General features: G+C 42.1%; 20 protein-coding genes and 1 tRNA gene. 13 read left to right on the top strand and 8 right to left on the bottom strand.

Annotated features, from left to right (window positions below):
- Position 1: 1 nt before the first annotated feature.
- The 4 genes from K1F36_RS07300 to hemW are packed head-to-tail and all read left to right on the top strand — an operon-like array spanning position 2 to position 3388.
- Positions 2-1138 (top strand): tetratricopeptide repeat protein, encoded by a 1137-nt coding sequence (locus K1F36_RS07300; RefSeq protein ID WP_220113228.1) that lies wholly within the window; start codon positions 2-4, stop codon positions 1136-1138.
- A 44-nt stretch (positions 1139-1182) separates the two neighbouring features.
- Positions 1183-1662 carry a hypothetical protein gene (locus K1F36_RS07295; protein ID WP_220113227.1) on the top strand — a complete coding sequence of 160 codons (480 nt, stop codon included), beginning with the start codon at positions 1183-1185 and terminating at the stop codon, positions 1660-1662.
- A gap of 1 nt (position 1663) precedes the next feature.
- Entirely contained in the window at positions 1664-2218 is a 555-nt protein-coding gene (gene ruvC / locus K1F36_RS07290; RefSeq protein WP_207034465.1) for a crossover junction endodeoxyribonuclease RuvC, read from the top strand.
- Positions 2219-2257: 39 nt separating this feature from the next.
- Positions 2258-3388: a radical SAM family heme chaperone HemW gene (gene hemW, locus K1F36_RS07285; RefSeq protein WP_220113226.1), complete on the top strand. Its 1131-nt coding sequence runs from the start codon at positions 2258-2260 to the stop codon at positions 3386-3388.
- Between the two features lie 3 nt (positions 3389-3391).
- Here hemW and K1F36_RS07280 read toward each other — a convergent pair whose 3' ends face one another.
- Positions 3392-4003 (bottom strand): DJ-1/PfpI family protein, encoded by a 612-nt coding sequence (locus K1F36_RS07280; RefSeq protein ID WP_258538970.1) that lies wholly within the window; start codon positions 4001-4003, stop codon positions 3392-3394.
- Between the two features lie 337 nt (positions 4004-4340).
- Positions 4341-5063 (bottom strand): hypothetical protein, encoded by a 723-nt coding sequence (locus K1F36_RS07275; RefSeq protein WP_220113225.1) that lies wholly within the window; start codon positions 5061-5063, stop codon positions 4341-4343.
- A 149-nt stretch (positions 5064-5212) separates the two neighbouring features.
- On the opposite strand from K1F36_RS07275, the gene K1F36_RS07270 reads away from it, so the two are divergent.
- Genes K1F36_RS07270 through K1F36_RS07245 form a run of 6 tightly spaced genes read left to right on the top strand, consistent with a single transcriptional unit; the run spans position 5213 to position 9483 of the window.
- Positions 5213-5965, top strand: coding sequence for a cyclase family protein (locus tag K1F36_RS07270; protein ID WP_220113224.1), 753 nt, complete (start codon positions 5213-5215; stop codon positions 5963-5965).
- Positions 5966-6316 (top strand): DUF4260 domain-containing protein, encoded by a 351-nt coding sequence (locus tag K1F36_RS07265; protein ID WP_220113223.1) that lies wholly within the window; start codon positions 5966-5968, stop codon positions 6314-6316. It begins immediately after the preceding gene.
- Between the two features lies 1 nt (position 6317).
- Positions 6318-6941: a DUF4230 domain-containing protein gene (locus tag K1F36_RS07260; RefSeq protein ID WP_220113222.1), complete on the top strand. Its 624-nt coding sequence runs from the start codon at positions 6318-6320 to the stop codon at positions 6939-6941.
- Between the two features lie 2 nt (positions 6942-6943).
- Entirely contained in the window at positions 6944-7348 is a 405-nt protein-coding gene (locus K1F36_RS07255) for a Dabb family protein (protein WP_207034478.1), read from the top strand.
- Complete coding sequence (locus K1F36_RS07250; RefSeq protein ID WP_220113221.1) at positions 7345-7704, top strand: MmcQ/YjbR family DNA-binding protein; 360 nt, start codon at positions 7345-7347, stop codon at positions 7702-7704. The genes K1F36_RS07255 and K1F36_RS07250 overlap by 4 nt, the downstream gene beginning before the upstream one ends.
- 6 nt (positions 7705-7710) lie before the next feature.
- Positions 7711-9483, top strand: coding sequence for a MutS-related protein (locus tag K1F36_RS07245; protein WP_220113220.1), 1773 nt, complete (start codon positions 7711-7713; stop codon positions 9481-9483).
- Here the strand turns inward: K1F36_RS07245 and tamL are convergent.
- The 5 genes from tamL to K1F36_RS07220 all read right to left on the bottom strand — a co-directional run bounded on the left by tamL (position 9480) and on the right by K1F36_RS07220 (position 20870).
- Positions 9480-11804: a translocation and assembly module lipoprotein TamL gene (gene tamL, locus K1F36_RS07240; RefSeq protein ID WP_258538969.1), complete on the bottom strand. Its 2325-nt coding sequence runs from the start codon at positions 11802-11804 to the stop codon at positions 9480-9482. The genes K1F36_RS07245 and tamL overlap by 4 nt on opposite strands.
- Positions 11805-11813: 9 nt before the next feature.
- Positions 11814-16793, bottom strand: a complete 4980-nt coding sequence (locus K1F36_RS07235) for a translocation/assembly module TamB domain-containing protein (RefSeq protein WP_220113219.1) — start codon at positions 16791-16793, stop codon at positions 11814-11816.
- 142 nt (positions 16794-16935) lie between these two features.
- The gene (locus K1F36_RS07230) at positions 16936-18036 is read right to left on the bottom strand and encodes a DUF4407 domain-containing protein (protein ID WP_220113218.1); all 1101 of its coding nucleotides are present in this window, start codon (positions 18034-18036) and stop codon (positions 16936-16938) included.
- 105 nt (positions 18037-18141) lie between these two features.
- On the bottom strand, positions 18142-20502 hold the full coding sequence (locus K1F36_RS07225) for a M56 family metallopeptidase (protein ID WP_220113217.1): 2361 nt from the start codon (positions 20500-20502) through the stop codon (positions 18142-18144).
- A 2-nt stretch (positions 20503-20504) separates the two neighbouring features.
- Positions 20505-20870, bottom strand: a complete 366-nt coding sequence (locus K1F36_RS07220; protein ID WP_220113216.1) for a BlaI/MecI/CopY family transcriptional regulator — start codon at positions 20868-20870, stop codon at positions 20505-20507.
- Between the two features lie 217 nt (positions 20871-21087).
- On the opposite strand from K1F36_RS07220, the gene K1F36_RS07215 reads away from it, so the two are divergent.
- Both K1F36_RS07215 and K1F36_RS07210 read left to right on the top strand, forming a co-directional pair.
- On the top strand, positions 21088-22290 hold the full coding sequence (locus K1F36_RS07215) for an NAD(P)/FAD-dependent oxidoreductase (RefSeq protein WP_220113215.1): 1203 nt from the start codon (positions 21088-21090) through the stop codon (positions 22288-22290).
- Positions 22291-22413: 123 nt separating this feature from the next.
- Positions 22414-22992 (top strand): PhnA domain-containing protein, encoded by a 579-nt coding sequence (locus tag K1F36_RS07210; RefSeq protein WP_220113214.1) that lies wholly within the window; start codon positions 22414-22416, stop codon positions 22990-22992.
- On the opposite strand, the gene K1F36_RS07205 is transcribed toward K1F36_RS07210, so the two are convergent.
- Positions 22989-24377, bottom strand: coding sequence for a dipeptidase (locus K1F36_RS07205; RefSeq protein ID WP_220113213.1), 1389 nt, complete (start codon positions 24375-24377; stop codon positions 22989-22991). The two genes, K1F36_RS07210 and K1F36_RS07205, sit on opposite strands and share 4 nt — an antisense overlap.
- 97 nt (positions 24378-24474) lie before the next feature.
- On the opposite strand from K1F36_RS07205, the gene K1F36_RS07200 reads away from it, so the two are divergent.
- Positions 24475-24556: transfer RNA gene (locus K1F36_RS07200), tRNA-Leu, on the top strand.
- Positions 24557-24573: the final 17 nt, after the last annotated feature.

Below are 24573 nucleotides of genomic sequence, written 5' to 3'. Positions count from 1 at the left end.
TTTGAAGAAGATAATTGTTCTCATACTCCTTATAAGTTGTAAAGCCGGTGCACAAACATCGGCTTTGGCCGTTGCCGATAGTTTGTATGCCTTGGGAAATTATGCTTCCGCTATCAATGCATATGCAGAAGTCGGGGATGAAAAAGCGAGCTTTCAAATAGCACGTTCATATAATTCCATAGGGAACTATGATAAGTCCATTGCCCAGTACACAGCTATTTTGGAGAACAACCCTGAATTTGAACTGGCACGCTTTGAACTGGGCAAGCTATTGTTGAAAACCAAGAACTATGCATCAGCTATGGAAATGTTTCAGGTTTTGACATCATCGGAACAACAGAACCCTGAGTATTTCTATTATTTGGGAAGGGCCTACGAATCCCTTGATAAAACGGATAAATCAAACAAGGCGTTCAAGATCGCTGTGAAAATGGACAGCACCCATTTACGCAGTTTGTACGCTTTGGGAAAATACTATGTGGGTCAAGAAATCAGGGATTCCGCACTGGTCTATATCGATAAGGGCCTTCAGTTTTATGGAAACGATGTGGCCATGATCAACCTAAAGGCCTTGGCCTATTTTAATAACGGTCAGTTTAAACAAGCCATTCCCCATTTTGAACGATTATTGGAATTGGGTGAGGAAAAGCCTTTTGTGTACGAAAAACTGGCCTTTAGCTATTTCCGAAACTGGGAACCAAAAAAGGCATTGGAGACATATCACAAATTGAGCGGGTTTCCAGATAAGAAAGCGGCCGCCTATTCGGGATTGGGCGAGGTACATTTTAAGGAAAAGGCATTGGACAGTGCGCAATACTACATTGAAAAATCCATTGAGGAGCGAATGGCCACCTTTCCACAAGAATATGCAGATCTTGGGCGTATAGCGCGACTCAAAGGACAGACCAAAAAGGCCATGGATTACTATGTGAAGGCTTGGGAAGAGAACAAAGATGACTATTACAATTATTATCAGATCTGTATTCTCGCGGATGAGTACTATAAAGACCCCAAAACCCGTTTAAACTATTACGAAAAGTTGCTCGAGATGTACCCGGATATAGTTCCTTGGCTCAAGGAACGGGTCACAAAACGCATAACCGAGATAAAGGAGGAAATCCATTTCGTCGGCAACTGATTTCTTCAAAATGTCGTAATTTCAGCCAAATTCTAGGGGCTGTCATGCAGAAGTTTGTTTTATCAATCATTTTTATGGGGTTGCTCGTGTCCTGCGAGCTGTTCGAGTCCAAGGAGGACAAGACCCAAAAACTGGTCAATGAAGAACTTTTGGCCATCGATTGGAACGATGTGGACCAATACCCACTTTTTGAGGACTGTGATGAAACCGCCCCGAAAGAGGCACAACAGGAGTGCTTTCAGAATGTAATCACCGAATATTTTTCGGAAGCTTTGGCTGGACTCGAGTTTCAAGTTCGCAACGATATGAACGATACCGTATATATCGATTTTTTGATTGATGAGCACGGTTTTATTTCGGTTTTGAACGTGGAGGAAAAAACCTCCGTACTCAACGAAATATCGGATTTCAACAGCAAGATCTCCGAAAGCTTGAACGACTTGACGACCGTGGCACCCGCATTGAAAAGAGGAAACCCTGTAAGTCTACGTTTTAGGCTTCCGCTCGTACTAAACACCAACTGATTTGGCTACAGAAAAAATTATATTGGGAATAGATCCTGGAACCACCATCATGGGTTTTGGAATCATCAAGGTTATCAACAAACAGATGCATTTTGTACAAATGAACGAGTTGATGCTCAAAAAGTACGATGACCCTTATACCAAGCTCAAACTTATTTTTGAACGCACCTTGGAACTTATCGATACCTATCACCCCGATGAAATTGCCATTGAAGCCCCATTTTATGGAAAAAATGTGCAATCGATGCTCAAATTGGGCCGTGCGCAAGGGGTAGCGATGGCAGCTGGGCTGTCCAGACAAATACCGATTACCGAGTATATGCCCAAGAAGATAAAAATGGCCATCACAGGCAATGGAAATGCCAGTAAGGAGCAAGTGGCCCGTATGCTTCAAAGCGTCCTAAAATTGAAATCCTTGCCCAAAAACCTCGACAGTACGGACGGCTTGGCGGCCGCAGTATGTCATTTCTACAATGAGGGCAGGGTAGAGGTAGGCAAAAGCTATACGGGTTGGGAAGCTTTTGTAAAGCAAAACGAATCAAGAATTAAGAAATAAGGATTGTTCATTGCTAATTGTTAATTGATCATTGATTGAATGAGCGGAATTTATATCCATATTCCATTTTGCAAGCAAGCTTGTCATTATTGTGATTTTCACTTTTCCACCCAGTTGGGAAAAAAGGAAACCATGGTCAAGGCCATTGCCAAAGAGCTGGTTTTACGCAAATCGGAGATTGAAGAGGTGGTCGAGACGATTTATTTTGGAGGGGGAACGCCATCGGTTTTATCCAATGATGAAATTGAACATTTGATTCAGGCAGTTTATGACAATTACAAAGTAATTCATAATCCAGAAATCACCCTCGAAGCCAATCCTGATGATTTGTCCAGAAATCGAATAATCCAACTATCCAAAAGTCCAATAAACCGTCTCAGCATAGGCATCCAATCCTTTTCTGAAGAAGATCTCCGTTTGATGAACCGTGCACATAATGCCCAAGAAGCTGAAAACTGTATTCGGGAAGCCAGAACTCATTTTGACAACATCTCCATCGATTTGATCTACGGAATCCCTGGTATGGACAATGAACGATGGAAAGCCAATATTCAAAAAGCTTTGGATTTTGACCTGCCCCATATTTCCAGCTACGCGCTAACGGTGGAACCCCGAACGGCCCTCAAAAAGTTTATAGAAAAAGGTGTGGTTCCCGATGTGGATGATGAGCAGGCACAGGAGCAGTTCCACATTCTGGTGGATATGTTGGAAGCCAATGGTTTTGTGAACTATGAAATCTCCAATTTTGGAAAACCTGATTTTTTCTCCCAAAACAACACCGCCTACTGGCTGGGCAAAACCTATTTGGGCGTTGGCCCATCGGCACATTCCTTTGATGGAACCCATCGAAGTTGGAACATCAGGAACAACCCGACCTATATCAAAAAAATTAACGAAGGCGAACTGCCTAGCGAAATTGAAACTCTTTCCACAACGGACCGATACAACGAATATGTGATGACCGGCCTGCGGACCATTTGGGGTGTGGATTTGGATAGGATAGCTTCCGAATTTGGAGAGAATTACCTGAAGTATCTCAACCAACAATCATCCAAATTTTTGGAGCAGGAATTATTGGCTGTCAAGGATGGAAAATTGCTCACGACAAAAAAAGGCAAGTTTTTGGCGGATGGGATTGCCTCGGACCTTTTTATGCTTAATCTAGAGTAGTGCTTATTCGGCCACGAAATTATCGTTATCCTTGTCCTCTATCCAGTTGTATTCAATTTCTTTGGCCACTTTTCTGGCGAAATCAATACCATGTCTATCGGCTAAAAAGCCCAGAGCCATATCCATACCTGCGCTTACGCCCGAAGAGGTGTAGTATTTACCATCAACTTTCCATCTCGCTTTCTTGTCCCAATCAGCCTCTGGATTTTGGGAAACGACCCATGAAAATGCCCGCTTATTGGACGTAGCTTTTTTGCCATCCAATAGTCCAGACTTGGCGAGAAGTGCGCTGCCCGTACAAACGGAAAGCACAAAATCACTCGTTTGGGATAGTTCTTCTATTTTATCCAATAGTTGGGGATTGTTCACTTCCTTTCGGGTACCCATACCTCCTGGAACCAAAATGATTTTGGATCCAGTGCCCATGGTCTCAAATTTTTCGGTCATGATGGGAACTTTGTGTCTATTGGTGACTACACCTCCCTCGAGGGAATAAAACTTGAGTGAGTATAGATCCACTAAACGGCCAAAAATTTCTGCTGGCCCGAAAACATCCAAAGTTTCATAATCATCGAACATGATAAAGGCAACTTCAATAGGTTTTTCTTTTTCCATGTTGTTGTCAAGTTTTTGGGCATTTACATCAATTAGGGCTAAAAATGCTAGAATTAATGTCGAAAGTAAAGATTTCAATTTATGCGTAGTGATCATTGGTTCAAAGTTGAGGTGGGTTGGCTTTCAAATTATTACGAAGGTTCTAAAGTCATGATTTTTATGAAGCAACGTTGTTCAGTGGAATGTTTCAATATGAGGGATAGCATTTATCTTTTTTATAAGTCAGTCCGTTGCAGATTGGTTAAAAACTAAGATAGCTATAATTACTGACTTTCATGCTACACAGTTGTTTACGGAAGATAAAGATGCAATTGCAGATATAGGTTGTTAACAGCGGTTATTTTTTTCTTGACTCAAATCTTCTTTTCTCAGTTTTCACATCTTGTGAATCACTCATCATTTCGAGCATTTTAATTGTGTCTATCAAATTAAATTCTGCCATTTTAAAAGCAATTTTTTGAAAATAGGCTCCGGATATTGCGTGATACATAGAAATAGTTTGTACAGGAATTAATATTCCACTATCATATTTGCTTTCATGGATGATTGATTCGTCACCCAATTGTACATAACTGTAAAGAAGTGTTTTATAAGAATTATGAGAAAATTTGGAAATGGTTCTGTAATAATCTCTATGCAATTGTGAAGTTTCTTCTCCTCTAGTTTTCTTTATATAATCTCTAAAATCGGAATGGGATATGATTTCATCATTAAACCATCGATCCAATTTGTTTTTAGCTTCTATAGATTCAGAGTTGAAAAATTCCGCTAAATCAATTGATTCATCTATTGTCCTTAATAAATGAGCTGTAACTCTATGATTTTGTTTATTTAAGGATCTAACAATTTCCAATGCTGAATCCAAAGCATTCATCGTTAGCATCCAAACGGCTTTCTCAGTACTTTTTTCTGTAAGTTTAAAATTGTATTCAGTTATTATATAACTTCTTAAACCACGAATAAGTTTTTTAGCTTCTTTTCTAAACTGTTTTTGAGCCTCATATTCATATGGATTATCCATTGCTTCCTGAGGATCTCTATTCCAAATGAAATTTCTCATATATAATTGCAGCTAATGATTAACATATGATTCGTTACAATAAATAATAGATTCCGTTTTGTGAAGTTAGCAGAATTCAACCAAAAGGAACTTAATAATTGCATTTATCAAATGAATTGACTTAATTACTGCAAACTAGTTTAGCTTAAATGATTGCCACAATAAAACACAACTCCCGTAACTATAAAATAGACCTCACCAAACCCCTTGATATTTCCATACCACTCAAAGGGGGCGACAAAAACGTGAACGCATGGTACTTGGACCCGCCCAAAATCTCACCGCATGAAGAGGACGGGTTTGTGGGCAAGGTAAGCGAGGGCGCATCTACCAATTTCAACGATATTTGGTTCAACCCACATTCGCACGTTACGCATACCGAGTGTTTGGGACATATTTCCGAGGAGTTCAACTCCATCAACAAAAAACTGAAGCAATTTTTCTTTTTGGCCGAGGTAATCACCGTGGCCCCCGAACAAATGGACGAGGATTTTGTCATCTCAGAAAAGCAAATAAAATACGCCTTGGGCAACAAAAAAAGACAGGCCGTAGTTATCAGGACGATGCCCAATTTAGGCGACAAACGCTGCAAAAAATATTCGGATACCAACCCAACGTACCTGACGGAGGCAGCGGCCAAATATTTGGTGAAAAAAGGAGTGGATCATTTATTGATAGACCTCCCCTCCGTGGACAAGGAAAGGGATGGGGGAGAGCTTTTGGCGCACAAGGCTTTTTGGAACATGAGCGGAAAACCAAGGACCAAAGCCACCATAACAGAATTTATTTATGTGCCCAACCCTGTGGAGGATGGCACCTACTTTTTAAACCTACAAGTAGCACCCTTTGAAAACGATGCCAGCCCCAGTAGACCCGTGTTGTACAAAATTGAAAACCCATAAATGAAGACAACCCTGAAATTGGAAGAGGTAATGATGTTCGTTCTGGGCATCTACCTTTTTAGTTTGCTGGATTACCCCTGGTGGTGGTTTTTGGTATTGATTTTAACCCCTGATATTGGAATGGTGGGCTACATTTTCGGAAACAAGATCGGAGCTTTTTGTTATAATCTGTTTCATCATAAGGGAGTGGCCATACTCATCTATCTTGTGGGCGCTTACTTTTCCATACCTTTATGCCAGTTGATCGGGGTAATTTTGTTCTCGCACTCCGCGTTGGACAGAATGCTGGGATACGGATTAAAATATGACAAAGGATTTAAGTTTACCCATTTGGGTGAAATAGGAAAATAACATGGGCGAAGTTGTGGATATTGTTTTGGGATTGATCTTGGGCGCAATAATCATGTATTGGGTCTATTCCCTGTTCCGAAAAAAGAAGAACAAAGAAATTACCGAAGAACAGTCTACCGTAATTCTCAATAAGATCCGTAGTGTATGCAAATTGGTTTCGGTGGAAGGGGATTTTGCCGAGATCTATCATTACGAGAACACCAAGGACAGCTTTATGAGTCTGTTGCGAAGCAAGAAAAAGGCATTGATCGTCATAAAAGCGAAGGCACAGATCGGGTACGACCTGAACAAATTGGATTTGAAAGCGGATAACGACAGGAAGCGGATCATGCTCAACCATTTTCCAGAGCCAGAAATATTGTCCATTGAGCCAGACCTACAATTTTATGACATTAAAAATGGTATTTTTAATAGCTTTTCGCCCACAGACCTGACCAATCTGAATCAAGAGGCCAAAGAGCATATCAGAAAAAAGATACCCGAAAGCGGGTTGATGGAAACCGCAAGGAGAGAAGCATTACAGGCCGTTTTGGTCGTGGAAAAAATAGTGGAGACCATTGGATGGACATTGGATTATTCCGCTTTGGAAATATCAAAAAAGGAAAAAGAATCGATAGAAGAGTAAATATGAAAACCAAAATTGTAACCCTGCTATTGGTAGGTGTATTAGCCTCCAGTTGTGTACAAATCAAAAATGAAATGAACAATAATTTTGACCACACGTTTGCCCACGTGGTCTATTTCTGGTTTAAAAATCCAGATAGTCAAGCCGATAGGGCCACTTTTGAAGCATCCTTGACCAAATTTTTGAACAGTTCGCAGTACGCGAAGACAAAATTTATTGGTAAGCCGCCAAAAGCCATCCGCGATGTGGTGGACGATTCGTTCACCTACTCTTTGATTCTTTCTTTTGAATCTGCCGAAGATCAGGCCGCCTACCAAGACGAAGCTGCTCACAAGGTTTTTATAGAAGAGTGCGAAGATTTTTGGGAGAAAGTCATTGTTTACGACTCACAGGGAATCCAGCAATGAATGTAGAGGAACTTCGGGAGCTTTGCCTGAACAAAAAGGGGGTGACCGAAGCGTTTCCTTTTGATGAAAACACATTAGTGTTCAAGGTGATGGGCAAAATGTTCGCCCTCGTGCCTTTGGAAAGACTCCCTACACAGTGTAATTTAAAGTGCGACCCCGAAAGGGCCGTGGAGCTTCGGGAGGAATATGATGGTGTAATCATGCCAGGCTATCATATGAGCAAGACCCATTGGAACACCTTATATCTGGAAGAACTCCCTCCCCGATTGATCAAAGATCTGGTCGACCATTCCTATGAATTGGTCGTATCCGGATTGACCAAAAAGCTTCAACAAGAGCTCAACAATTTAGGTTGATGTTTCATGAAAGATTTAAAAACATTTTACACTTCCCAGCGAGATAAACATCAACAGGAACTTCAGCAGGTAAAAAAACAATTGGGCCTGTTGGCCACCTTGCGTTTGTCAGTTTTTGTGGTATTGGCCCTTGGTATGTATTTCCTTTGGGGAAGTTCGTTGCTATTTATACTGCTGCCCTTGGGCGTTGCGCTGTTTTTGTATTTGGTCACCCGCTTTAGCAATGTAAAACGGCACAAGGAATATTTGGAAAGGCTTATCGAAATCAACAATACCGAATTGAACATCCTGGCCCGAAAGTTTCATCATTTGCCCGACGGCAAGGCGTTTTTGGAACCGGACCACCCGTATGCGCAGGATTTGGATATTTTTGGAAGGGGCTCCTTTTATCAGTATTCCAACCGTACGACCTTGGTGCAGGGTAGGGAGGTGTTTTCAAACCTTTTATTGGACGGGTATCCTAAGGATATAGCCAAAAAACAGGCAGCGATTCAGGAACTGGCCCAATTACCCGAATGGCGGCAACATTTCTCGGCATTGGCAGGAGAGACCCGACCCAAAATATCCCCCGATGTGGTTTCCGACTGGATGAAAAACCACAAGTCTTTCATGCCAAAATGGGCGGGAATCGTTCCCCCGATTTTTGGCGTTTTGTCAATTGGTTTGATCACATTGGCGGTTATGGGCCAGGTGCCCGAAAGTTTGATTCTGTTCTGGTATCTTCTGGGCGCTGGAATTGTAGGTCGCTATGCAAAGAACATTATCGGATTTACCACAAATGTATCGGAGGCTCAAGAAACCATTCAACAACACCAACGACTGATTTCGGAACTGGAAGCACATACTTTCAGCTCAGAATTGCTGCAAGAGCTTCAGAAAAAACTAGAGGTAAAAGGGGAGAGGACATCAAAAATTCTAAAGAAATTTTCCCAAAGTATGACGATGTTGGAGCAGCAGTTCAACCTCATAATTTCGATGTTTGCGCAGGGTCTCGGCCTATATAGTGTTTATTATGCCTATAAAGTGGAATCTTGGATCGAGAAATATGGGGATGATGTTGAAGATTGGTTTTCCGCCATTGCCCAGTTTGATGCTTACATTACGCTTGGCACCTATGCCTTCAACCATTCTGATCATACCTATCCGAACTTGGTCCATGGTGAGATTATCCTTAGCGGGAAAGAAGTGGGCCACCCCTTGGTGGACCCCAAAAAGAACGTTTTAAACGATTTTGAGATCGCGAAAGGTCGTTTTTGCATAGTTACGGGCGCCAACATGGCTGGTAAAAGTACCTTTTTGCGTGCCGTTGGCCTGCAGATAGTAATGGCCAACATGGGTTTGCCCGTAAAAGGAAAAGAAGTGTTGTACAGCCCCGTACGTTTGCTAACAAGTATGCGATCTTCGGATTCTTTGGCGGATGAGACTTCCTATTTTTATGCGGAGCTCAAACGCTTAAAATACATAGTGGAGGAGCTGGATAAGGATGACTGTTTTGTAATTTTGGATGAAATTTTGAAGGGTACCAATAGTGTGGATAAGGCCGCTGGCTCCAAAAAATTTGTGGAAAGATTGGTAAAAAATGGGTCTACGGGCATGGTCGCTACGCACGATCTAAGTTTGTGCAGCCTTGCCGACGAACTGTCCGAAGTGGAAAACCGCTATTTTGATGCCCAAATCGTAAATGGGGAACTGTATTTTGACTATACCTTTAAAAAAGGGGTTTGCCAGAACATGAATGCTTCCTTTTTGTTGCGGAAAATGGATATCATCAGGGATTAGAAAGGGTAGCCAATGGCAAAATTCAATGTGGCTTTGTTTCCGTTGTTTCCAAAAAAGGGAACGTTCCATCTGTCATTTTTTGGTTGATAAGGCACTCTAAAAGGTGATGCCAGATCAAAACGGATGACAAAGTTTTGGATGTCCACCCGTAAACCAAATCCGAATCCAGCGGCAACTTCGTTTAACCAATCCGATTCGAATTTGCCATCGGTAAACAATGTGTTGGAAGAATTACTGGTCTGCTGGTCATTCTCCAAATCTTCATAATTTCCGGTAAGCCATACATTGCCAGCATCTACAAAAAAAGCACCTTTAAGATAGGAGAATATAGGGAAACGATACTCGATATTGGCTTCCAGTTTTAGGTTACCCGATCTGTCAAAATAATCGGTAGTGGAATCTTCGGAAGTGGCATTAAAATTTCCTGGCCCAAGCGAACGGATATTGAAAGCCCTAACACTATAGGGACCTCCTGAGAAAAATTGTTTCACAAAGGGAAGGGTCTCACTGTTTCCGTAAGGTATTCCCCATCCAGCATACACTCTGGACACCAAAGTTTGTTCCTTGCCCATTCTCAGGTAAAACCGAAAATCTGCATCCATTTTGGCATATTGCGCATATTCCGAGCCAAAAATGGTACCTGAACCGCCATCTATCAAACTAAAAAAGTTTCCTGCCAAATCGATATTGGTGGAAAAGAAAATAGGATAATCCTTGCCCAGATCGGATACTTCATCATAAGTGAAAGTGTACAGGAGTCCTGCTATAAAACGTTGGTCAAAACTTCTACGGAGGAAGGGATTGTCATCCAATATCTGTTGGAACTCATCCGTTACATTGGACAATCGGGTGTAATTGATACTAATTGGATCTAACTGGTGAAAAACATATCGGTTTTCCTTCCAGGTATATCCAAAAGAACCGTTGATGGAACTCAAGGTAAAAAGTTGACTCCTTTTCAAGAAATCAACCCCTGCGGATATTTTTGTTTTGGGAACGGAATACCTGAAATTTTCTGGTGAAAAAGGAATGGAACGGGGGAAAATCAAATCTCCTTTTACACCCCAAGCAATACTGCTTAAACTGGAATTGCTTCCGGACGTAAGTTGGGATTCATAAGAAAAATGAGTGGACAGGCTCAAGGTTTCCCCTCCTTTAAAAAGGTTTCTGTTGTTATAGGTCAACAATAGTCCTGGGCCCGTAAATCCGTTGGATTTGGTCACCGCCTGTATTTCTGCCCGCAACGACCGCTTCGTCAAAGGGGCCAGATAAATATCTGCAGCAAGGGAGCCTCCGTCGCCGTCGGTCAAGGTAGTGTCCAATTCGGTGTACTGTATGTTCACATACTTATAACTGCCCAAGGAAGAAAGCCTGCTGCTGGTTATTTTAGAGGTGTTTGCATTGTACAGATCTCCCTCTTTGAACAAGAGATACGTTTCCAGTAATTTGGGTTTAAAATAGTATTCGTTCTGTATAAAATCGGTCCCGTTTACCGTGGTTCGGTTTTGTTTGGACAATGGTAAGGTGTCGCCCTCAATGGAATAATTGGGGTAAACTGTAATTGAGTCGATGGTGTAGGGTATGGCCGTTTTTTTAGGGACATTTTTCTTTAAACGAAGGAACAGGTCGAATTTTCGATTTTTGTATTGATTGGTGTCCGCTTCAAAGATCATAAGGTTGGCATGACTGTTATAGTACCCTCGCTGTTTTAATCCGTGATCTAAGCGTTCCCGTTCCGCTTTTAAAAGATCAAGGTCGAAACGGTCGTTTTGTGATAACGGGGTCTCTTTGATGAGGTCCAACAACTCGTTGTAGATGGGCAGGGAATCACGGTCCACTTCGTAGTTTTCCAGTGTATAGGGTTCCTGTACCGTTGCCGAGTAGTTGACCGATGCAAATTTTTCCTTTAAAAGGGTCTCGGAGCTGGATCTGCTGTAAAAAAAGCCGTTGTTGTCCAAGCGGTTCAATAAAAGCTCTTCCACCTGTTGCGGATTCACCTCGGAGAAGTATACGGGTTCCTCACCAAAGGATTTATTAAGGAACTTGTACATAAAACCTGGTTTTTTCCGCTGTGCCTTATAATGAAAATATAGCGCAGGCTTCATTCCCAAAAATGTGGTATTGGGGTTGGGCTCAATCAGATTGATCAGTTCAGACTCAACATCTTTTAGTTCGGTTACGTTGCCAATGGTATCCAATGTCAATTCTGCCCCCGTATAGAGACGCTCGCCTTCGGGGATAAACTTTTTTATACTGCAGGAGTGGAACAACAAAGCTGCTAGGCCACCATACAAAAGATATGTTTTGATAAAAGTTTTCAAAAAATGATTTTATGGTTTCTTCTTGTCATTGTCCTTTTCGTTTATTTCCTCTTCTTTGGTCTTGGGCTTTATGGGACTGAACAATTGACTGAATTTATTGAATTCCCTATTGAAAATAAAGGCAAGCCCGGTCACTATCAATTGCCCATCGATAACATTTTGGTATTCCTGTCTTCTAAAACCCTTAAGTCTATAAGTGCCTTCCTCGTTCAAGAGGTATTCCAGGGTCACATTCCCAATGACTGGGGTAGCGGTATCCGAGCTTGATGACTTTCCCTCAACATCCACGGCACTTCCAGCGGTAACGATAAAACGGTCGTCGAATAGTTTTTTACTTGCGTTAATGTTCAGTTGTGTCCTGTTTTGGTAGCCATCTCCCTGATTCTCCTGAAAACTATCCAAGTCAAAATCCAGTTCCAGTCCTGTGTTTCCCATGATTTTGTTGGAAATGGAATTGAGCTCGCTGGACAGTACTTTGTTCACATTGTCTCGGGCAATGGCAACAGCGCCACCATTACTTCCATCGCTACCCGAGGTGGGGTAAAAACGGTTCAGGGCCAATAAGGAAAAAACCTGCTTATTGAGCTCGGATTCTTGTTCGTTCAACTGCTGGATGCGTCCGTAGACACCTCCACCGTAACTTCCCTGCACATTTTCGGGCATGTCCAGGGCAAAGGAGATTTCTGGGGCTGTGATTTCTCCATCGACCATTAAATAGACCAAAAATTTGGCAGGCCTCTGGTACTGTCCCGAGATTCCCGTGTCCTGTCCATAGCTTATGGAGGACATCAAGGGTGCGGCCGAAGTTTCGACTTCGTAAGTGGCCGTAACATCCAAAGTTGCATTGTAGGGGTCCCCAGACCAAACCACGTTGCTGCCATCGTTTATTGTGAATTCACGGTTTACCAAATTATAGAGGCTCGTCTTGTAAAAACCTGAATTTAGATCTAACCTTCCGGATAGACGGATGCTCTGATTGGGGTCAATGTTCAAATTCAAGGTCGCATTACCTGATGCCTGAAGCATGTCTCCCGTGCGATCGTCCAATATAATTGTGAAAACTGCTTCGTCCGAGATTTGCAAGGTGGTACTGATGTCCATTCCCTCAAAAATGGAGTTGGTCGTTTCACCAGTGTTTCGGGTCAGGATGGCATCGGGATTTTCACGGTTGACAAAGATCACAACACCTTCTCTCTCCTGTATTTCATATTGTGTCTTTGGAACCAGGTAGGTAAGATCGGTTGCATCACCAATGGTAAGTTTACCGTTAATGATGGGCAGCTCCAGATCTCCCGTCACTTCCAATTCCGTATCAACGATGGCCTTTCCATACACAAGTTCATTGTCGCCTTTTTTGGAATCGAGCATTGTAAATTTATCTGCTTGGATGGATAGGTCGAACCTAGGATTTAGTAGCTCATCAGTAAAAATGGTTCCATCGAGCACCAAAGTACCTTTATTGGTATCGTTTATTCTGAAATCATCAAAAATAATTTCCTCTTCATTTAGATTAAGGGTTTGCTCTTTTATGCTCAAGTTTGTTTTAAAGGCTGAAAGGGTGAGTCCCACATCGTTGAAATTCAATGTTCCCGAATACGTTGGGTCGTTCAGCGTGCCACCGACCTTCATGTGTCCTGAAAAATAACCTGATGGGTCGGATATCTCGTCCTTGAGAAATCCCTGAATAATACTGGTTTCAAATTTTTGAATGTCAAGATCCATATTTAGATCCGAACCATTTTGACGGGCCACATATCCTCCTGTCAAAGTTAAGTCGGCGCCTCCGCCAGAGAGTTTTAGGTCAAAATCATAGTCCGAAAGGGATTTGGAGGAGGCGTTTAAACTGAGACTCCCCAACGGGTTCCGCATCAAACGAAAATCCGAGATATCCATTTTTGAAACCAATCCAGTAGCTTCATAAGGGTTGAGAATCACGAAATTTCCCTGTACCGTTCCTTTGGCCAGTGCTTCCTCTGGATTCAAAAGGCTTAGAAAGGTCTGAAGCTGAAAATTTTCGAAAATGATTCCAATATGTTCATTTTCCATTTGGGGAACCGTTGTGGATACCTCCAGTTTTTGTCCGTTCCTTGAAAGCACCAAGTTCTGAAATTCCGTATATGACTCCGCCATTACAATTTTATTGTCATTTGGGATTTCCCATGATTTTTTGTTCAGCAGCAGGTTTTTAGGGGAAATGTGCAAGCTAATGGTGTCTTTTTTGAACACCAGTTCGGAACTTATGTGCATGATCTGTGTAGTATCGTTCACAGAACTAAAGTCCAGCACCAACTCTTTGTTCTTTAAGTTTCCTTCTATATGGGTTCGCTTTAAAAGTATGGGGTCGTATTCAAAATTTTTGAGCCCTGCATAAAAATTGAGGTTGGTGGAGTCGCCCTTGAGATTTACTTCAAGACTGTCCACGGTGCTTCCAGCATAGGTAAACTTTGGGACGGATATTTTTCCGTCCAATTTTTTTGTTTTTGAGTTAAAGTCGGCATCTATGTTCAAGGAATCCAAATCTTCCACACCATTAAAAAAGACCTTGGAAATGATGGGTGTGGGTTTTAGGGCCAAATCCAATCGGGCCTCAACGTCATCCAAATCGGCAGAAAGGGTACTATCGTTGGAAAAATAATTTTCCAGTTGCTTTTTCAGTGCCGTCCTGATCCTATCGGGAGATGCATTGGAATACAGTCCACCGTTGATAAAGCCACTCTCCACCGTGGCATCTGTGATAGAGTCCCGAACATGGGCATTCAGCAGTATTGGTGCAATCTGAAATTGTTTGTTGTCCGAGACCGCTATACCATTTTTGATCGAGGTGTTGACCTTATAGTTGTTCGATCTTCCGTTGTACGATCCTTCAATATCGCCGGCGATTTTTATATCGTCCCTTGTAAATCCAAGTTTTCTTAAATCTGCTCCGTCAATGTTCAACGTAAAGGTTATGGCGTTGTTTTCAGAAGTAAAATCGATGGAGGTATCAGCTGTTAAATCAAGGTTTTCATCTGCTATGGCGAGCGCAACTTGCCCTGTGCCATTGTTCAATTCACCTTCTAATTGGATGTGATTGTATTCATATTGATTCAACTGAAGTTGTGATACGGTCCCTTTAACTTGGGCATCCATATCCGCAAGTTCCGTTCCTGAGCCAGAGCCTTTTAGTTCTAGCGAGATTGCCCCAATATTTTTATTTTGAAGCAGGGCACCAAGTTGAAGACTATCCGTGCTTATGGTGCCATCAAAGCGTTTCTGATTTCCAAAATTTGCAAGGGCATTCAGGTTGATGCGTCCCTCAGGAATCCGTAAAACTGACTTGGTCCGTAAGGATTCGAGGTCACCTTTGAGCGTTCCTGTGAGGGCAATGTTTTCTGGAATCGTGAAGCCTACACTGTCTTTGGATATAAACGGTCGGATATCTTTTTCCGTGGATTTTATATCTATATTTTTCAAATTATAGGTGAGGGAATCCATTTCCATGATATTGGAAAGACTTCCTTGCATTACAATGGACGAGGAACCCCATTCTAGTTGGGTATCAAACTCATCTACCACCTTTAAGCTTCCGTTTGCCTTCACCGACCCTGTGATGGCATGTTGGGCGAGTGCATTTATGTAATCATTCTTTTGCAGTTTGGGCAGGAAGCTTTGTATGTCTGCAGGTTGCACATGAAGTTGATTCAAACCGATTTGTAGCGTGCTGTTTTGTGGATTGTCTAAGGCATTATCCAAGGATTCGTAGCGTATGTCGGCATTGGCATTGAGGCTACTCTGGTTTAATCGTAGGGCCAAATTTGAAATAACTGCTTTGGTATCCGTAATGGATGTTTTGAAACCCAATTGTTGTAGGGCGATACCAGAACTTTCCCGGAAACTGAACGCTTCGAGTTCAATAGCCAAGTCCGAAGGAGCGTAGTTCAAATCATCTGCTTTGAAAGTAAGCTCGTTGATGGTAAAGGCATCAGGGTTAAAAATAGAATCGTTTTGCTTTGCGCCATTTCTCGTAAAACGTAAGGTGTTTGATTCCAAATCCAGTTGGTTGGCCTGTAATTCTATTTCCGGCCACTGGAAAGGACTGTTTTCCTGTTGACTTTTGATGGTGTCCTTGGCCTGATTTAGATTCAATATAATGTTGGAGTTTTTTAGCGCTATTTCATCCGTTTTGTAACTGTTTTTGGAAACGTCAACTGCAAGCTCGGTCAAATCAAATTTGGATAATTGCAACCTGGTTTGAATGTCATCAGGGTCTGAATTGTATACAAGCTCTACCTTGTCCAACTGAATGCCATCAATGGAAATTTTGGGTGGGGTCGAGGTTGAAGTATCATCGGAAGTTGGTGGGGAATGGGTCTGTTCATAGGAAAGTTGACTGTCCTTTAAAACAAAGTCATCTATTCCGAAATTCATTTCGTCAAGGTCGAATTCGGTTACCTCAACCTGCATTTCACCGAGGTTCAAATTGATTTTGGTTCCCAGATAGGTGTCATCATACCGCACTTTCCAATCGGTAAATTGAAAATCACCCAGCGAAATGGACATGGGCTCGGAAACCGAAGTGGTATCCGAAGTGGCAAAGGCATCTATCAAAAAGGCAAAATTGAAACTTTCAGCGTCCGTGCCCCGTCGTATATTGGCCACTAAGTTTTTGGAGTCTACATCGTCAATGGAAAGTTCATTTTTAAAGAGCAAAGGATAAATGGGAAGGTCCATTTGAATTTCTTGGGAGTAGAGGAGGGTATCCCCCTGTTTATCTTCAAGGTATATTCCCTCTGCCATGATGTTCCCGGAAAAGGTGATGAAGACTCTTTCTACCTCGACCTTGGTATTTGTTTTACCGGATACATAATCCGTAAGTTTTGAAACAATAATGTTTTGTGCCCAAGGAGTTCGGATGATCACCACCAAAATGATGAACAATATCAACAAAACAAGAATGCTTTTCCCGACTAATCTCAGGATTCGTTTCCGGTTCCATTTATTATCCTTCATACACGTTAAATCGAAGCGCTTTAATCACTATTATTTTCAAATCGCTTAAAAACACCGTGTAAAGATAGGGCAGTGCTATGTAAGAAGGATGCTGAAACGGGATAAAGAATATCTCGATTGAATCAACGGTGTATTTAAAAATTTAAAGATTTTTAACCTGGAGGTTGTGGAAACTATCTGCTTGTAAACGTAACAGCTCTTCTGCCTTTTGCTTTTTGTAGCGATAGAGTTCTTCTTCATTTTTAATATCCGCGTAGATTTGCTGGTTGAGTTCTCCATCGGTGGCCAGCAAAAGTTTGCGTTGCTCCACTTTTTGGGTAATCCAAGTGGACACTACGCTTTCCTGTTCTTCGAATTTGAAATCGTATTCACCTTTCGGGGACATTAATTTTGCAATGATAGGTGCTGTTTCGATGGCCAAGAATAATAAAAAGATAAAGAAAGAAGGAAACCAAGGCAATTTGCCCAGGGCGTCGATACGAGCCATCAATCCGTCAAAACCATCAATAATGGGCTGTGAATGGGCAACTGCGGTGTCGTAATCGGTTTGAAGGGCCGCAATCTGGGCCTCGATATTCTCGATTTTACCGGCATTCGTTTCTTTTAAGGAATTGAGTTCTGACAGTGCCGCATCGTGCTTTTCACGTTTCTCCTTGTACACGGGCCCTTTGCCCAATAGTCCAGTTCCCGCTCTGCCTTCGGCTTCGGAAATGTAGGTATCGTATAGGGCGTTGGTCTCTGCTTCTTTGGTCGCAACCTCATTCTTCAGGTTGGCGATGTCTTGGTTAAGGCTTTCAATTTTTGGGGTGTACTGGAGCGCCAATTGTTCCTTGTTGTTCAAGGTCAATGCATTTTTTTCTTCTAGAAGTACTTGATTGATCTCTTTTTCGAAAATTTTCATCTCTAAGGGCTTTGAAATCACCACGGCGATGATCAAAGCCAAAACAATTCGCGGAGCCGCTTGGAGCAGTTCTCCCTTAAAATTGTCCCGCTTTTTGATGGTGGACACAATATATCTATCCAAATTGAAAATGAGCAGCCCCCATATCAGTCCAAAGAAAACAGCGGTATATATATTGTCGAAAACCGTGTAAAGGGCATAGCCCGATGCAATAAATGCCATAACGGCGGTAAAGAATACGGTAGCGCCGATGCCAGCGTATTTGTTGCGTTCCCCGTTGGAACAAGTCTCTAAAATTTGGGTATCGGCTCCCGAGCAGAAAATAAAAAAGCGTTGTAGCATAGCGTGTTCTCTTTGATTGATAGATTATTAGAACGCAGTTTTTATGGATTTGTTACATAAAAAGCCCCAATTAAGGGGCTTTTAACATTGTACGGATAATAGGGTCTAGTTGTCTATTTCAATAGGGTCTACCGACAGCTTGACTAGCGGGTTGTCGCCCTTGGTGCCCCTGATGTCAATATTGATTTTATTGTTTTTCTGAACGGTTCGCATTGCTTCTTTGGCAGATATTTCTTTGCCGTTCAACGTAAATGTCGCTCCCTTGTCCGCCATCTCCTTGATGTGCTCTAGCGGTGATTTTGGCGCAGGAGGTGCAGGGGGCATTTGAGGGCTATGCGGTTTAACTTCCATTGGTTCTCTGGTATTTAAAGGAGATTTTGGAGGTTCTGGCTCTCCAATTGCAGGTGGTGCTGGCGGTGGCGGTGGAAAATCAGGGAACGGTTCGGCATCGTTACGTTGTTTCTCGGACATTTTCCCATAAATGGTTTTTAGGCGCATTACCTCATCTTTTTTGATGACCATATGGTTTCTGTCCATTGCATTGTACTTTTTGGCCAATGTGTTGTATTCTTTCATTTCCTCTCGTGAGGCACTGCTTTGACCGAGCATTTTTGGCCCCACAATATTGATTGTCGCGGAACCGTATTCTTCAAAAATACCGTCCACTTTTTGGATAACATCTTTTGGGGTGGTTGCCTCTGCATTTATAATCGAACGGATAGTTTTTTTCCTTTCTTCAAAGGAAAGGTGGTTATTGATTTTTGCGAGCTCACCTTTTAAATCTTCCAACGGGACCAACTTGTTTTGGAATAACAGCTTACCATTTTTATTGATGTGGATTTCAATGGGATTTATGGTTTTTTGACCATCATTTTGGGTTTGCTCGGTAGTGTAAATTGCATATTTGGCCTTGCTTCCCGGTTCCAATGGGGTCATACCCATTATTTGGTTTCTCTTAATAATATTGTTCAATTTGTATGCAGGTACAATGGTTTCATCGTCAACCAGAACCAAATCATTCTTGGAATTTATTCTGATCCAACTATCGCTCAATAGGTAGAAGTCTTTATCTATTTGCATGAAGACATTTTGATTGTCCTTTTTAGATGCTTCTATTTTTTTGGCCAAAACAAAGTCTTTTTTAACCTCGGTATAATTGGTTCGTATAGTTTCATAATCAAGATTTTTTACATTTGGAACTAGGGACGATAGCTGGCTTGCACTTGATTCGTCTTGTCGTAAACCAATGTAGATAGCGGAACTAATTTTACCTTGTAAATTTCCCCAATGTTCTATTTGAGTTGTGGATATGTACCCCTCTTTTACCACATTGAAATCAAAAAATATTTCACCTGAACTGGAAACTTGAAATTCAATATTGTAATATCCCTTGTTGTCGGTTTTTGCAAGTGTACTTCCTTCGGAATCCGTAATCATGGCATTTTCAAGAGGGAATAAGGTTTCTGAATCCAATATAAGACCTGCTAATTGAATAGATCTTGAGGAAATTCCATCTGTGGACTCAAAACTTTTGTTTTCTGGGTACAAGGATGTTTCTGTAAACTCGACAGGCGTGGTACGGGTTATTGTTTTCGTCTCACTAAACCCAAATAATAATAGGGTGGTAAGTGGCAGGAGCAATAGGCTCCTGAGTACAAATGATGTTTTTGATGTTTTTGTTTTCATGACTGTAAAACGTTTTTTGATTGATGAATAATTGATGGCATTTGCGATGCCGACCGACTGATGATTTTCAATGCCGTTTGATAAGTACGACAGCAAAGTATTTTGATATTGTGAATGATCATGGTCTTTGTTGATCACCGCGTTATCCGCTAAAAATTCGTGGTTGAGCTTTATGGACGATTTAAAAAGGTAGATCAACGGATTGAACCAAAGAATGACCTGAGCCAATTCTATAAAAATGATATCCAAGCTATGCTTTTGTTTGGCATGGGTTTCCTCATGCAACAAGACTTCTTGTGGGATGTTGCCTTCCTTGTGCTGTTTTTGGTTTAAGAAGATGAAGTTGAAAAATGTGTGTGGGGGCAACGCTTGTTTCAAAAGCACCTTGGTGACAAAATTTTCCTTGAACTTTGGATTCTTTTTGATGCGTAGATGTATTCGTAAAAGATTTGCCATAAAGCGCAGTCCAAACCCAACTACACCCAATCCATAAACCATCCACAACAAAAGTTGCCAATCAAAAACCGAAGTTTCTGGAAAGGGTTGTTCATTTGCGGTATTGGAAATAGGTGTTGTTATCGGAGCAATTGAAGTGGTGGTGGGCTCAACCGCATCGATATATTCGATAAACACCAAGTTGGGAATTATAAAGGAGATGATAAGGGCCCCCAAGAGAAAGTAGCGCTTAAAATGGTGTATGCTTTCCCTTTCCAACATTAGTTTGTAGAACACGAGAAAAACGGTCAGGCAGGCTGTGGATTTTAAAAGGAAGACCAACATAATTACTTCTTTTTGATTTCGTTGTCAATTAATTTTTTCAAGTCCTCCAATTCTTTCTTGCTCAAGTTGGTTTCTTGGGTAAAGAATGATGCAAACTGACTCGCACTGTCGTTGAAGAAGTTTTTGATGAGGCCGTTCACCTGCTTCGAAAAATAGTCCTTCTTCATCACCAAGGGATAGTATTCCCTACTTCTACCAATACTATTGTAGCCAATAAAACCTTTGTCCGCTATCCGTTTTAAAAGGGTTGCTACCGTGGTGGTCGCTGGTTTGGGTTCGGGATAGGCATCCAAAATGTCCTTCATATAGGCTTTTTTCAATTTCCAGACAATGTTCATTAACTCTTCTTCGGATTTTGACAATTGCATTTTTTCGGTTTTTACCATTTATGTTCTACAAACATAGAATAAAAATTATTATTCTACAAGTGTAGAGTTAAAATAAATCGGTTTTTCTGTCTTTTCGATTCAAAACGTGTTGAATAACCCACTTGATCCATGTTGTAAAAAAGATAGGGTTATGTGTCCTAAGTTACTGTGCATCAGAATTGGTAGCGATACTTTTATACTATTAAATCACGCAATCATGAAAACCACAGTAGTTATTGGCGGAAATTTTGCAGGAATGACCGCCGCGTTGGAAATCAAAAGAAAAGGGAAAAAAGGCCATAAGGTTTTAGTGATAGATAAATCACCTTTGTTCCTGTTTGTTCCATCATTGATCTGGGTGCCTTTCGGAAGAAAGGAAATCAAGGATATCTCGTTCAGAAAAGATACCGTTCTTGAAAAGAAAGGGGTCGATTTTGTACAGGCCGAAGCTTTAAACGTAGACCCCGATAGCCAAATTGTGCATACGACCAAGGGTGATTTTACCTATGATCATTTGGTCATCGCCACCGGTCCAAAAGTAAAATACGATGTCGCTCCAGGGGTTCAAGAACATGCCCATTATATTGGTACGCCCAATGGTGCCATGAAAACCAGAAAGGCTTTGGAAGAGTTCAAGAAAAATCCTGGCCCTATTGTTATCGGAGCTACACAAAATGCGGGTTGTATGGGTGCCGCCTACGAGTTTTTGTTCAATGTGGAGAAATGGCTCAGGGAGCAAAAAATCAGAAAGAAAGTAGATCTATATTGGATCACCCCCGAAACCTTCTTGGGACACTTTGGCATTGACGGGATCACTGGTGGCGAGACCATGCTGAAATCTTTCATGAAGATGTTCAATATCCATTACAGAACACAAGTTGGAGTGAAGGAAGTGACCGCAGAGAGTGTAACCCTAACTTCTGATGAGGTGTTGCCAAGCAAATTTACCATGTTGATGCCTCCTTTCGTCGGTGTTGATTTTGTGGTCAACTCACCAAAATTGGAAGCCACCGCAGCAGGCTATTTGCCCGTTGGTGATGACTACCGACATTTTAAATACCCCAATATTTGGTCCGCTGGTATTGCCGTTGATGTAAAATTGCCCTTTAAACCAGGGAAAGTGCCATTTTCTGGTCCCAAAACAGGATACCCATCCGATGAAACAGGCAAAATTGTAGCGGAGAACATCATCAGGGTAACCCAAGGCAAGGACAACTTGAAGAAGAAAGCTTGGGGCAAAATCCCTGGAATATGTGTGATGGATGCTGGTAAAAAAGAAGTCATCATCTTGAGCGACCACTTGTTCAAGCCCAGAAACTTTGCCATCATGATACCCAACATATTTTATGATTTCAATAAAGTGTTGTTTGAAAAATATTTCCTTTGGAAAACAAAACATGGATATTCTCAATTGCCTTGACCATTGAGGTGTACGTTTGATCAAATCCATTCATGGCAACGTGGGTGGATTTTTTCTTTAGGATATATCAAAACCCGTTGACCGAAAAGTTCTAAGTTTGCAAGCGAAAAAAAACCATCTATCATGTCAGTATTGGAGGAATTACAAGCACGAAGCGGAAATCAATGTGAATTGTGCGGAGCAACGGAGAATTTACAGGTATACGAAGTTCCCCCTGTATCCACCGGCGGGTTGGATGGAAGCCTTTTGGGCTGTGCCACCTGTATCTCACAAATTGAGAACCCCGACAGTACAGACGCCAATCATTGGCGCTGCTTAAATGACAGCATGTGGAGCGAGCACGATGCGGTAAAGGTCGTGGCTTGGCGAATGCTGAACCGCCTAAAGTCCGAAGGATGGCCCCAAGACCTTTTGGGCATGATGTATTTGGATGATGAAGCCTTGGAATGGGCCAAAGCTACGGGCGAAGGCCAAGATGAAAGCGAAAAAATTATCCATAGGGACGTGAACGGCAATATCCTTGAAAATGGGGACAGTGTTGTTTTGATCAAAGATCTAAAAGTGAAGGGTTCCAGCATGGTCGCAAAACAGGGAACCGCCGTTAGACGGATTTCCCTGGATCACGAAAATGCCGAGTATATTGAAGGCAAGGTAGATGGCCAGCAAATTGTAATAGTGACCAAATACGTAAAGAAGCTCTAGGCCTTCATCTCCGTATAATATTTGTAAAAATAGGGTATGGTTTCAATGCCCTTTAAAAAGTTCCAGACGCCAAAGTGTTCGTTGGGGGAGTGAATGGCATCACTGTCCAATCCAAAGCCCAAAAGAATGGTTTTACTGTCAAAAACATTTTCAAACAGGGCCACAATCGGAATACTTCCGCCCGTTCTCTGTGGAACTGGGGTTTTGCCGAATGTGGTCTCCATGGCTTTCGATGCTGCTTGGTAACCATCGCTGTCAATCGGGGTAACGTAGGCTTGCCCACCATGATGTGGAGAAACTTTTACTTTCACACTTTTTGGGGCAAGTGACTCAAAATGTTTGGTGAACAGTTTAGTGATTTCATGCCAATCCTGATCGGGCACCAATCGCATGGAAATTTTCGCGTAGGCCTTGCTGGCAATTACGGTCTTTGCACCTTCGCCAGTATATCCGCCCCAGATTCCGTTTACGTCCAACGTTGGGCGAATGCCGAATCGCTCGGGCGTTGTATAGCCTTTTTCACCGTGCACGTCGCCAATGTCCAATGACTTTTTGTAAGCTTCCAAATTAAAAGGGGCCTTGGCCATTTCGGCACGTTCATCGTCGGGGATTACCTGCACCTTGTCATAAAACCCTGGAATAGTGATATGATTGTTTTCATCGTGCAATTGCGCTATCATTTTGGCGAGCACATTGATCGGGTTTGGTGCAGCTCCACCGTAGATCCCTGAGTGCAGATCACGATTTGCTCCCGTAACTTCCACTTCCACGTAGCTCAGTCCTCGTAGTCCTGTGGTAATGGACGGGGTATCGTTGGCTATCATTCCCGTGTCGGAAATGAGGATAATATCGTTTTTGAGTTTTTCGCTGTTTTCCTTTAGGAAATCTTCCAGACTATCGCTCCCCACTTCTTCTTCACCTTCGATCATAAACTTAACGTTGCAGGGTAATTCATCGTTTTGGATCATATATTCCACCGCTTTCACGTGCATAAAGAACTGTCCCTTATCGTCACAAGCACCACGGGCGAAAATGGCACCGTCAGGATGAAGCTCTGTTTTCTTAATCACGGGCTCAAATGGCGGTGAGGTCCATAGGTTCATCGGGTCTGGCGGTTGTACATCATAGTGGCCATATACCAAGACCGTTGGTAAATTAGGGTCGATGATCTTATCGCCGTACACCACGGGATAGCCTTTGGTCTCGCAAATCTCGGTATTGTCGCAACCTGCATCGTCCAAGGATTTTTTGACGGCTTTTGCCGCTTCCAGCACATCTTTGGTATAAGCCTTATCGGCACTGATGGAGGGGATTTTTAGGAGTTCGATCAACTCGTTGATAAATCTGTCTTTGTTGGAATTAATGTAATTATTGATGTCTTTCATAAATGATTTAAAAAGGACCCTAAAAGTACAAAAAACAAGTTTTTAAAGGGAGCTGGTTTGCAAATCGGAAAATTGATTTATATTTGCACTCCAATTCGCGGGTGTGGTGGAATTGGTAGACACGCTAGACTTAGGATCTAGTGCCGCAAGGCGTGGGGGTTCGACTCCCTTCACCCGCACGAAAAGCTTCTCAAAA

It is taken from the genome of Flagellimonas abyssi, assembly GCF_019457905.1.
Taxonomy (GTDB): Bacteria; Bacteroidota; Bacteroidia; order Flavobacteriales; family Flavobacteriaceae; genus Flagellimonas; species Flagellimonas abyssi.
Note: the sequence above shows the minus strand (reverse complement) of the source record. Positions and strands in the feature narration are given on the sequence as shown.